At 38.0% G+C, this 13,769-nt stretch carries 3 protein-coding genes; 2 read left to right on the top strand and 1 reads right to left on the bottom strand.

The window, feature by feature from the left end; genetic code table 11:
* Positions 1 to 37 precede the first annotated feature (37 nt).
* Both ALGA_RS18170 and rocD read left to right on the top strand, forming a co-directional pair.
* On the top strand, positions 38 to 1,558 hold the full coding sequence (locus ALGA_RS18170; RefSeq protein WP_096431632.1) for a PAS domain-containing hybrid sensor histidine kinase/response regulator: 1,521 nt from the start codon (positions 38 to 40) through the stop codon (positions 1,556 to 1,558).
* 225 nt (positions 1,559 to 1,783) lie between these two features.
* Positions 1,784 to 3,016 (top strand): ornithine--oxo-acid transaminase, encoded by a 1,233-nt coding sequence (gene rocD, locus ALGA_RS18165; RefSeq protein ID WP_317044238.1) that lies wholly within the window; start codon positions 1,784 to 1,786, stop codon positions 3,014 to 3,016.
* Between the two features lie 67 nt (positions 3,017 to 3,083).
* On the opposite strand, the gene ALGA_RS18160 is transcribed toward rocD, so the two are convergent.
* Entirely contained in the window at positions 3,084 to 13,550 is a 10,467-nt protein-coding gene (locus ALGA_RS18160; protein WP_096431630.1) for a hemoblobin-interacting domain-containing protein, read from the bottom strand.
* Positions 13,551 to 13,769 lie beyond the last annotated feature (219 nt).

Here is a 13,769-nt window from a genome sequence, read left to right as displayed (position 1 = left end):
TTTTAAACAACATAACACGCAAACTAACCCACCCAATATGAAAATTGACACATCCCTGCAAATCAGACAGTTAGATAAAATTCATCGTATAGCAGGCATTGGCTACTGGATCTACAACTACAATTCGAATGAAATGTGGTGGTCGAACATCACCTATTCAATCTTAGGATACGACAAGCAAGACTTCACTCCAAACAGACAAAATCTGGCTAAACATATCCATCCTGAAGATCTTGAATTCTTCCTGATCTCTTTGCAACAAATGACAAAACAAGCAATTGAGATTGAATTTCGTTTTTTCAAAAAGGGAGAATTAAGACTCGGTAAAATTACTGGCGAAGTCTACGACGACAGCAATGAAGGACTGATTGAAGAAGTTCTTTTTCAGGATATTACCGACATAAAGATAAAAGAATATGAAATTGCAAGAGCGTGGAACAAAGCACTTGAAGCAGAGAACCTAAAGAACTCATTTTTAGCTAACATGAGTCATGAATTAAGAACCCCATTAAACTCGATAATAGGTTTTTCGGAACTGCTAGAATCCTGTAATTCAGACGACAGTGTCAATAAATTTGCATCCACAATAAAAGCTTCTGGAGTACAACTACTTCGAATTATTGAGGATATATTAAAAGTCTCAATGTTAGAAAGCCGTGTCTCTAAACCTATTAAAAGGAATTTCCATCTCAATCAAATGCTCTTAGACATCAAAGAAAATAGTTTGGAGCTACTGCACGACAGCAACAAAGAGCACATTGAACTACTTTTAAATTTCGGATTAGACTCCACAAACGACATCATCAAGTCAGATCAGATCAAAATCCGAAGCATATTTAAAAACCTAATACACAACGCAATAAAATTCACCGAAACAGGAAGCATTACCTGTTCTTATAAAATCGTAAAAGACACAATTCACTTTTCGGTTACCGATACGGGCGTTGGCATACCTTCCGAATATGAAAATCAGGTATTTAAGCGATTCAGACAAGTTAACGAATCGGGAAAAAAGTTTTATGGCGGTACAGGTCTAGGAATGTACATTTCCCGACTTGAACTTGAATTACTTGGAGGTAAAATATGGTTTGTTTCAGAAAAGAACTTAGGAACAACTATAAACTTCACAATCCCAAACATATTAACATCTGATAATCAGACTGAAGAGGATAATTCCTCAGGAAATTATAACTGGGAAAATTATACCGTTATAATAGCCGAAGATCAAATAACCAATTTTAAAATTCTTGAAGCTTATCTTCAAAAGACAAACATCAACATACTCTGGGCAAAGAACGGACAAGAAGTAATTAAAGCCTGCTCACAAAACCCCGAAATAAACATTGTTCTTATGGATATTAACATGCCATATACCAATGGATTAGACGCAACAAGAATCATTAAAGAAAAAAGACCAAACCTAACTATTATTGCACAAACAGCATATGCCTTAATTGGAGACAAAGAAAAGTCACTGGAAGCTGGCTGCTCTGACCATTTGGCAAAACCAATTAGAAAAAGCGACTTACTTGAATCGATGGCAAAATTCCTCCCATAATTCAAACAGTCTGTATTCATTGGGACAGCATCTCTAATTTATAATCATAAAAATACAATTATTTTAAAATATCACTTATGATAACATAAGGCTTCCAACAACATTTATATTAAAACATTAAAAAAAACCTCAAAAGTGTTGGTTTATAAAAAAATAATTGCAAATTTGGCATACTGGATTTTACGAGTTTAATCCTAAAGAACAAATCTTTTAAACATTGTAATTATGACAAATGCAACAACATCCATGACTGCGAAAGATTACATGGAGAAGGAATCCAATTTTGGTGCGCACAATTACCATCCACTTCCAGTAGTTCTAGAACGTGGAGAAGGTGTATATGTTTGGGATACAGACGGGAAAAAATATTTTGATTTTCTTTCTGCTTATTCCGCAGTTAACCAAGGTCACTGTCATCCAAAAATTGTGAAAGCATTAGTTGACCAAGCTCAGAAACTTACTCTTACCTCCCGTGCCTTTTATAGTAGCAACCTAGGTAAATACGAAGAATTTGTAACTAAATATTTTGGCTACGATAAGGTGTTGCCAATGAATACAGGAGCTGAAGCTGATGAAACAGCGCTCAAGCTAGTTCGTCGTTGGGGATATGATGTAAAAGGTATTCCTGATAATGAAGCGAAAATTATTGTATGCGATGGAAACTTCCACGGACGCACAATTACTATCATATCAATGTCTTCGGATCCAGATTCATACAAAGGTTTTGGACCTTTCACTCCTGGATTTATCAACATTCCTTACAACGATGTTGTAACTCTTGAAAAGGAACTAAAAGATCCAAATGTATGTGCATTTTTAGTTGAACCGATTCAAGGAGAAGCTGGAGTTTACGTTCCTGAAGATGGTTTTTTGAAGAAAGCATTTGATCTTTGTAAAGCAAATAATGTTTTATTCGTTGCAGATGAAGTGCAAACTGGTATTGCCAGAACAGGTAAATTATTAGCTTGTGATCACGAAGGTGTACGACCTGATGTATTAATTCTTGGGAAAGCAATTTCAGGAGGTGTTGTTCCAGTATCTGCCGTATTAGCTGATGATGAAATCATGCTTTGCATTAAACCAGGTGAGCACGGTTCTACTTTTGGTGGTAACCCAATTGCTTGTGCTGTTGCGATGGCGGCTTTAACTGTTGTTAAAGAAGAGAAATTAGCTGAAAATGCCGAAGCTATGGGTAAAATCTTCCGTAAAGAATTACAAGAGGTTAAATCAGAAATGATAACTCTAGTTCGAGGAAAAGGATTACTTAATGCAGTTGTTATTAAGCCTAAAGATGGGAAAACAGCTTGGGATGTTTGTATGCGTTTACGCGATAACGGAATGCTTGCAAAACCAACTCATGGTGATATTATCCGTTTTGCTCCTCCATTAACAATTAACGAAGAACAATTGAGAGAAGCTCTTGAAATCATTAAGAAAACAATGGCTGAATTCGAATAATAATTCAATAATTTACAAAAGGGATTTTCCAGCTTGGAAAATCCCTTTTTTTATTAAAAATTCACTTTTACTGAATGATTAATTTTGTTCTAACAACTTTGTTCGGATACTGAATGGTCAAAAAATAGATACCACCAGTTAGGTTTTTCAGATCGAAAGCAATTCGATTATTAAGAAGACTATTTTCAATGTTTCGAGTAGCAACCACTTTTCCTGCTTGATCAAATATTCTCAACACACCGTTTTGATCCGAATTTGAAATCTCTATGAAAAATTCGCCTCTACTTGGATTTGGATAAACGACTAGCCCAGTCTCTAAAATTAAATCTTCAATACCTGTAGTAATAAATACTTGTTGTGATTTTTCACTCTTAGGACAAGCGTCGTTTGAAGCTGTTAAGCGAACCACATATCCCGTTCCATTCGTATTATCCAATACAAAAGAATGACTTGGCTCAAACTCACTGCTAAGGATTCCATCGCCAAAATCCCAAACAATAGTTGTTGCGTTTGTACTTAAGTTTACAAAATCAACTCGATTGTATTCAATCTCGAATGTAAAATCAGCTAAAGGCGGTTCAATTGGACTTACTGAAACAGAATTAGAATATTGCGTTGTAAAACCCTCTTTCGAAACCATTGCTCTGTATCTTGTATTTTGAACAACTTCATCGGATATAAGAATTTCCGCATTTTCACCAGCAAGATCTTTGTAGATCTCATTCAATTCATCAAACTTTTGCCACTGAATTGTACCGTCAAAACCAACTAGTGTAATACTTGAACTAGCGCCATAACAAACTAATTCAGGGTTTGCCTTGGCTTCACCGGCCCTATTTTCCTGAGGTTCAGGAATGGTAAATGACTGAGATAATTTAGGAATTATTCCCGTGCCTTCAAACTCCAGACGTGCTCCTTCCACCTCCCTTTCGCTAGCCGCAGTAAGGTCTATGTATTTAATAAGGCCATCAACTGCAATTTGGGTAAAAGTTCCCTTAAGCGACCAATCACCATCATCACCTTTCTTAACTGCTATAGGAGTTTCATTATCAGTAACACAATTATTTCGAAATTGATCCTGCAATTTAAGTTGTGGCTGCCTTAACAACACTTCGCCATTTTTGAGCGGTGCAGATGGTTCTTTAACAATCACCATATATTTTGATTTTCCATGATGAATGGTTTGCTCAAATCGAACCGTATCATAGTTGCCCGAATAAATATACATCGAATCAACGCCAGATTTTTGTAGGATAGAAGTAACAGTCGGATCAAATGTAATTTTCCCTGGCTCAGAGATATCGTAATTTCCCCCTAGGCTGCGTATTCCATAACGGATATCAAAAATTAGTGATCTCCATGTTTTATTATCAGTAAATTCCACAAAGAAACTTCCATCAACAGAAGCATCCACAGCACCTAAAATAACCGGAGGAGGAGGAATTACAATATCAAAACTATCCGATACAACATTAGGCAGAGCATCAGAAGTAAACAGCAATCGTGCTCCCTCCACCCTATTTTCACTGGCTGCAGTCAAATTCAGATAAGTTACAAGTCCATCTATGGCTGTGATAGTTTTAACGCCCCCTAAATTCCACAAATCAACCACATCAGTTTCCGAACCGTCAGAATATTTCGAAGTTAAAATTTGAGTGGCATTATCATTTTCACAATCATTTTCATATTGATCCTTCAATTGCAATTTAGGTTGTTGTGCCAGTGTATCTCCATTATTTTCCGGACCAATTGGTTGATCAACAATCACCATATCTGTTGCAACACCATGCTTTATAGATTGTTCAACAATTGCATTCGCATATCCATTGGCAATTACAATTAATGTATCTGTTCTTGCAATCTGAAGTATCGAATCCCTATCGGGATAAAAAGTAATACCTCCGGCTTCAATCAGATAAGAAGTATCGACTAAAGTTTCGCCGGCAAATGAAATTGCAGAGATAGAATCCCTCCAACTGGCATTGTCACTTGCCTGTATTGTGAATTCATTATCCACAGTAACATCCAACGCGGCAGTCAACTCAATAATTGGAACTGGAATCGTAAACAAAGCAGATATCACCGTGTCCTTATCAAAGGAAAATTGCAGGTAAGCCGAGTCGATTGCAATTTCACTTGTGGCCATTAAATCAGTAAAACTAACTACGCCACTAACAGACTGAGCTTGCAGAGTTCCTCCCAAAGTCCAGACATTCTGATCATATTTCACTACACTTACTTGCGTAAGATTATCTCCGGTACAATCATTTAAATATTGATCACTTAATTTTAAAACAGGTTGCTGAGCTAATAATTCACCGTTATTCTCCGGATCCAATGGCTGACTTGTGATCAGCAAACTATCGGCTAAACCGTGATTGATATTTTGCTGAACTGTATCGTGAGCAAAACCCCGAGACTGCACGATAATCTGGAACGACCCATTTTTTTGCAGAAATTCAGATTCAGAAGGAATCAACTCCAGCTCACCAACTTGACTTGTATTGTAACTTGCTGCACCCAAAACACTATCGTTAACAGTCACAACATTAATGCGACTCCTCCACACAGAATCCTCTGTAAAAGTAATTTTGAAAGGATTATCTACAGTAACATCAATCGCAGCATTTAAAACCGGAGCACTACTAACATCCGGAATAGTAAATGAAGTTGAAACAACAGAAGTCAAATCTGTAGAGCTAAATTGCAATTCGGCATCTGTTACAGGACCTGAACTATATGCCGACAAGTCGGTGAATGTTACTATTCCATTCGTTGCGATTTGCTCAACAGTTCCCGCCAAACTCCAATCTCCGGTATCATTTCTTGAAACAATAATACTTTCTTGAATTTCAGAGGTACATTCATTTGCATACTGATCTAAAAAACGAAGAATAGGTTGTTGCTCAAGAACATCCCCATTTGTTAACGGAGCCAATGGCTGTTGAGTTATTTCCATACTCGCGATTGCTCCATGCCCAACTTCTTGTTCTATCAGTACATTACTATAACCTGTTGAATAGATTACAATATTGAATGTTCCTGCCTTTTGCAGCAACACCTCTTGCGAAATATGAAAAACAATTGATTCTGTACCTATGCTGTAAGCTGATGCAGGAAGGGTATCTCCTTCATAAGTAATTGTCGTTACACTATTTCTCCAAGTATCATCAATTGCAAAAAAGCTTAGTGAAAAATCCGCATCAACTGTAACCTGAAATGCAGGATTGATATTTGGAGGATTTAACAATTCAACAATGTCGAATGGATCAGAATTCACTGAAGTGAGTCCTGCTCCTGAAAATGTTATAAAAGCACCCGTTATAGCCGTTTCACTTGAAGCAATTAAATCACTGTAAGTAAGCACTCCTGATATAACAGATTGAGTTACGCTTCCACCCAAAGTCCATGCCTGAGCATCTCCATTGGTGGCAGTAATCTCAAAAGTATCATTACTCCCACAACTATTATTGTACTGATCGCGCACTGATACCCTTGGTTGCGTATCCAAAGAACCACCATTCACCAATGGTGCTGTAGGTTGCCTGTCAATAAAAATAGTATCTGGAATACCATGTTTAATTTCCTGATTGACCGCTGCATTTTGATATCCTCTGGAATAGACTAAAATTTCTTTCGTACCGACTACTTGTAATTCAGTACTTTTCGATGGATCAAAAACAATTTTCCCTCCTTGACTTTTGTCATATACATCAGAAGAAAATAGGTTTCCTCCGTAAGAAATTGAATCAATTTCTCCCTGCCAACCGGCATTTTCTGAGAATGTAACATCAAACAATGAATCAACAGTTGCAGTCGTTGAGGCAATAAGAAATGGAGCAATAAGAGGTGCTGGGATAATAAATGTCGCCGACTCCTGGCTTGTTAGTCCTGTGCCAGAAAAAGTGATTGTTGCATCAATTACCAAATCCGTACTTCTGGCGGTCAGATCGGTAAAATCAACAATCCCATTAGTTACCATTAACGAAGTAGTTCCCTCTACTACCCAGCTTCCTCCTGTTGCATTTGCATTGATAGTTTGTACACTATTTGTTGTACAATCATTTGAATATTGATCTTGTATTTTAACACCTGGTTGTGTTTGTAGTAAACCCGCATTGCTTGCCGGTTGTTGCGGTTCAGTTGTTATAACAATAGATGTGGCTGCACCATGCCCAATTGCCTGCAGAACAGAATCTTTCAGGAATGAGGTAGACGTGATATAAATATATTTGCTAGCCACCGTTTGTAAAACAGGTGATTCAATAGGTTTAAAAGTTATTATTCCTTCAATAGAAGTATCGTATGCTCCAACAGGCAGCACTTCGTTTCCATATCTGATTTCTGTAACTTGACTTCTCCAAGCAGGATTATCCACGAAAGTGATATCAAAATTTGAATCAACCGTCACACCACTTGCAGCAGTTAATACTGGTGATGCTGCTAAGTCTGGAATGTCAAAAGTATTTGAATTAACCGTTGTTAAACCTACACTTGAAAATGCAACAAAAGCATCAGTTATTGCGACACCACTAGATGCTGTTAAATCAGTAAAACTAGCAGAACCATTAGTAACTTTTTTCACCAATGTTCCTCCTAATGTCCAAACATTAGCATCTCCTTTTGCTCCAGTTATTTCAATTGTATTTTCACTCGTACAATCATTAGCATACTGATCTCGAAGCGTTACAACAGGTTGATTAGCTAATAATGCCCCATTCTCCACCGGAGCCGATGGCTGCAAAACAATTACCATATCGGTAGCCACACCATGCTTTATTTGTTGTGACACACTTGCATCATTATACCCCAAAGCATAAACAATCAAATCTTTTGTTCCTGCTACTTGTAAATCAGTATCCAAAGAAGGATCAAATATTATTTTTCCTGATTGAGTAATATTATAGGCAGTCGCATCAATTAAATTTCCATCATAGCTTATCGAATCAATGGCAAGTTGCCAAGTGGCGTTTGCACCAAAGGTTATCTCGAAACTTGCATCTACTGTTGCTGTTGAAGAAGCTAGCAGTGTTGGTGATGCATCCAAAGAGGGAATTGTAAACGCCGTAGATACAACATCTGTTAAAGCAACTGATGAAAAAGTAATGCTGGCTGTAGTCAATTCCGCACTACTATTTGCCGTTAAATCGGCATAAGTGAATACACCTGAACTGGCAGTTAGTCCAGTTATTCCGCCCAACGCCCATGTTCCGCCACTTGTTGTTTCCGAAATAGTACTTGTATTATCCGTAGTACAAATATTTGCGTATTGATCTCGTAAATGAACTACTGGTTGTGTAGCAAGCTGACCACCATTACTCGAAGGACCAACTGGTTGAGTAAAGATAAAAAGCTCATTGGCAATTCCATGTCCAAGTTCCTGGTTTAAAGTATCATTTTCGTAGCCACTGGAGATTATAATAATTTCCTTTGTACCTGCAGTTTGTAAAAAATTTGATTGAACAGGTTTGAAAATAATTCGAGTAGCAATAGTGGCGTCATAAGCTGCTGCCGGAATAGAATTGCCATCAACTGTAATATCGGATATACTTCCCCTCCAGGCAGCATTATCCGCAAAAACAATTTGAAACTCTCCATCAACTGTTGCATTAATTGCTGGAGAAAGACTAGGTGAAACGTTTACAGGAATATCAAAAGTTGCAGAATTAACAGTCGGGAAACTACCCGATGAAAATGTTAAATAAGCGCCAATAACCGGTGCATCACTCGTAGCAGACAAATCAGTGTATGTGAACGATCCTCCCCCTAAAGTATGATCGGGTGAACCGCCCAATGACCAGGATCCGGCATCCCCCTTTACAACAGATATTGCTGTTGCATTATCAGAAGTGCAGGGATTTAAATATTGATCCTGACTTATAACAATTGGTTGTTGTACCAATAAACTACCATTACTTGTTGGCGCTGTTGGTTCAACATTCACTTTAATTGACGCTGGCACACCATGACCAATCGTTTGTGATAAAGTTGCATTTGAGAATCCTGCAGCAACAAAAATAAAATCTTCTGTTCCAGCAGTTTGCAAAGTGGTTGAAAGAGATGGATCAAAAGTGATTTGACCACTCGTTAGTGTATTGTAAGCCGAAGCATCAATCTCAACACCACCATAGCCAATACTACTAACTTTACTTTGCCAACTGTTTTCATCAACAAAAGTTACCGTAAATACTCCATCAACGGTCACGCCTGAAGTGGCTGTTAATGCAGGAGCTGAATTTAGCCCTAGATCAAATGTTGTCGAACCCACACCTGTTAATCCTGATGCTGTAAAAGATATAAAAGCTCCCGCAACTAAAGCATCACTACTTGCAGTTAAATCAGTATAGGTCAAGATACCTGAAGCAACAGCATTCACCAGAGTTCCTCCCAAAGTCCAATTAACAGGATCATTTCCAGCTGCAGTAATTGAAATTGCACTATTCGTTGTACATGTATTATCGTATTGATCCTGAATAGCAACAACAGGCTGCGTGGTAAAAGAATTTCCATTCACACCAGATGGTACAGGCTCTGTGTCCATAACCAGTTTAGTTGCCACGCCATGACCTAAAGTCTGGGAGACAGTTGCATTATCATAACCGTCTACAAATACTACAATATCAGCCGTTTTTGCCATTTGAAGGACAGCATCCACCGATGGATTGAATGTTATTTTATTACTTGTTGAATTCACACTATAAGCTCCTGGAGAAATTATATTTCCATCAAAAGATATACTGTCGATATCAGATTCCCAATCTACATTATCATCATAGGATATTTCAAAAATCCCATCTACTGTAGTTCCTGATGATGCAGTAAGATTTGGTGCTGTATTTAAGCCAAGGCTAAAATCAGAAGAAGTTATTCCTGTTAATCCGGTTGATGAGAAACTAATATTTGCTCCCGTTATATTCTCATTACTACTGGCTGTAAGATCCGCAAAAGTATGAGTTCCTGAATTTGCATTTTGATTTAAAGCACCTCCCAAAATCCAATTTCCAGCATCCCCTTTTGCCGCAGAAATTACCCTGCTCCCATCGGATGTACAAAGATTATCGTATTGATCCAGAATTTCAATTACAGGTTGTGGATTTAAATCTCCACCATTAGCAGAAGGAGCTCCCGGCTGAGTATTTATTGCCAATTTATTAACTGCACCGTGAGATATAGTCTGAGATAGTGTTGCATTACTAAATCCGTTTGCAGAAATAATAAGATTTGCAGTTCCTGCTGTTTGAAGTGCTGTTGATGAAGAAGGAGTAAACACAATTTCTCCCGGAGTGGTAATATCGTAGGCCACCGCATCAACAGTAAGACCATTATATGTAACAGCACTTATTTTAGATTGCCATCCATCAATATCGGTAAATGTAACTGTAAAATCAGAATCAACATCAGCATTACCATCCTCTGCCAAATCTGATGGCGGATCATTTAAACCAATACTAAAAGTAGATGAATTTACACTTGTTAAGCCCGTGCTAATAAAGGATAGAAATGCACTTGAAATAGTTTCATTACTACTAGCTGTTAAGTTAGTATAGGAAAGAGTTCCTGAACTAACACTTACCGTTGCATCACCTCCTAAGGTCCAATTACCCGTATCACCCTTAGCAACTGTTACTGACGTAGAATTATCAGATGTACAGTCATTATCATATTGATCCTGCAGCTTTACAACTGGCTGATTCTGAAGCTGACCTCCATTTACACTTGGTCCACTTGGTTCAGTTACCATTACAATAGCTTTAGCCGAACCGTGACCAATGACTTGCGAAATAGGAGAACTATTATTAAATCCATCAGCAGAAATAACAAAATCAGCAGTTCCAGATGTCTGTAATGCTGAAGATAAAGATGGCGTAAAAGTTATTTCTCCGCTTGTTGCTGTATTATAGGCGGCATTATCTACTGTAGTCCCGCTATAAGTGATACCATTAATATTAGATTGCCAGTCATTTTCATCTGTAAAAGTAATAGTGAAAGGATTATCAACTGTAACACTACCTGCTGCAGTTATATCAGATGGCGCATCGTTTAAGCCTAAACTAAAATCAGAAGATGTAATTGGAGTGATTCCCGGAGAAGTGAATTCAATACTTGCACCAGTAACTTCCAATGCACTACTTGCCGTTAAACCAGAGAAAGTCAATACTCCTAAATTCGCATTCTGATCAGGTGTACCTCCAAGAGTCCAACTTCCGGCATCTGCCTTTGCTGCAGTAATTGTTCTATTTCCATCTGTCGAACAAAAATTAGAGTACTGATCCCTAATCTCAATGGCTGGCTGAGGATTTAAATTCCCCCCATTTATGGAAGGAGTGCCTGGCTCTGTTGTTATTGCCAATTGATTTGCAGCTCCATGTCCAATAATCTGTGTTAATGGTACTGTACTATTGAATCCATCAGAAAAGATAACAAAATCAGCAGTTCCTGAAGTTTGTAAAGCTGTTGATTGAGAAGGATCAAAAGTAATTCGATTACCTATACTTGTATCGTAAGCAACTCCATCTACAGTATTGCCGTTATAAGTTATACTTGATATTTTACTTTGCCAGGATTGGGAATCAGAAAAAGTAACTATAAACGGAGCATCAACAGTGGCTACACTAGCAGCAGTAAGACCAGGAGGTGTATTCAAAGCCAAATTAAAAGTTGTAGAATTCACTCCCGTCAATCCAGATGCGGAGAAAGAGATAAAAGCGCCATTTACAATTTGAGTACTTGATGCTGTTAAATCAGAATAAGTCAAAATTCCTGATGCAACTGTTCCTGATAATGTTCCTTGCAAATCCCAGGATGCAGGATCGTTTTCTTCAGCGGAAATTGATACTGTACTATTGCCGGCACAAAGGTTATTGTACTGATCCCGAACATTAACGACAGGCTGAGTTTGAAATGAATCTCCATTATTAGCAGGTGCAACAGGCTCTGTAGCTACTACTAAATTATTAGCTGCTCCATGTCCAATTGTCTGAGATATTAAGGCTTTGTCATATTGCGAAACAAATATCTCAATATCTCCTGTCTTAGCAGTCCTTATTTCTGAATCTAATGCAGAAGCATCGAATATGACCTTGTTTTGGGTCGAATTTACCGTATAAGTCTCTTGAGGAATTAAAACTCCATCAAATTGTATTGAATCAATATTTGCTTCCCAAAAAATATCATCTGGAGAATAAGAAATTTCGAAAGGACTATCCACTGTAGCTCCCGATGCGGCTATTAAACCAGGTGGTAAATTTACAGGAATATTGAATGGATCAGAATTGAGCGTTGGTAAGATGCCAGATGAAAAAACTAAATATGCTCCATTAACAACCAAATCACTGCTTCCCGTAAGTCCGGCAAATGTAACAGTTCCTCCTACCGAAGTAACGGTAGTACCTGTACCTCCCAGAGTCCAAGCTCCAGATACATCTGCAGCGACAGTTACCTGGGTTGCTTCATCACCAATACAGTCATTACTATACTTATCCTGCAATTTAACAACAGGCTGTGTTCCTAATAAGCCTCCGTTTGAACCCGGATCTGTTGGCTGAGTAACCATTATAATATTCGCAGCTATGCCATGACCGATAATTTGATCAACACTTGCATTAGCATATCCTGAAACAATAATTTCCAAGCTAAGATCTCCCGGATCTGTATGTGGAACTTGTAAGATAGAATTTCCACCCGACGGAATTAATGTAATTTCATCTGCACCTGTATCAATAGTGTAATCAGTACCTAAAAGCAATTCCACACCGTCGTATGTAACAGAAGTAAAAGTTGTTTCCCATGTGGCATCATCAATATATTCCAAAATAAAACTAGCATCAACTGTAGCTCCTGTTGCCGCAGTAAGTGTTGGTGGAGTATTCACAGGAATATCAAATGGATCAGAATTGAGTGTTGGCAAAGAGCCAGATGAAAAAACTAAATATGCTCCATTAACAACCAAATCACTGCTTCCCGTAAGTCCGGCAAATGTAACAGTTCCTCCTACCGAAGTAACAGTAGTACCTGTACCTCCCAGAGTCCAATCTCCAGACGCATCTGCCGCTGCAGTCACCTGATTTGCAACGCCTCCGGTACATTCATTATTATACTTATCCTGCAATTTCACAACAGGCTGTGTTCCTAATAACCCTCCGTTTGAACCCGGATCTGTTGGCTGAGTAACCATTATAATATTCGCAGCAATACCATGCCCAATAATCTGAGATACAGTACCATCAACACCAGGCGTATTAGTGGAAGTAATTGTAATTACCAGAGTTGTATCATTTTGTAAGAATTCACTTGAATCTGGATAAAATAATATCTTATCAGCAACGGATAAATCATACGCTTTAGCCGGAAGAATATCATCACCATATGAGATTTGTGAGACTGCTAATCGCCATGCAGAATTATCCGTAAAGGATATTTCAAAAGGAGCATCGACTGTTGCGGAAGGAGCTGCAGTAATATCTGCAGGAACTTGAGCGTGTACGAAAATAGTAGAGATAACCCAGAGGCATCCCAAGAGTAGATATTTTTTCATAATTACAGGACTTTAGATAACTAACACTTAGTCATTACCAAAGGCTATACCACGAAACATAGAACGCTCATTATCTGGATGCTACTGTAAAATCATTTATTTTTGCATTTATACGATAACGGATAAAAAATTAAAAGGTTTAAAAAAACTCAATAAAAATCAGAGTTTCATCCCAATCAAAAAATGACATCCTATATTGGATGAATTCTCCATATTCGG

Source organism: Labilibaculum antarcticum (genome assembly GCF_002356295.1).
Taxonomy (GTDB): domain Bacteria; phylum Bacteroidota; class Bacteroidia; order Bacteroidales; family Marinifilaceae; genus Labilibaculum; species Labilibaculum antarcticum.
This window is presented reverse-complemented; position numbering and strand designations above follow the sequence as displayed.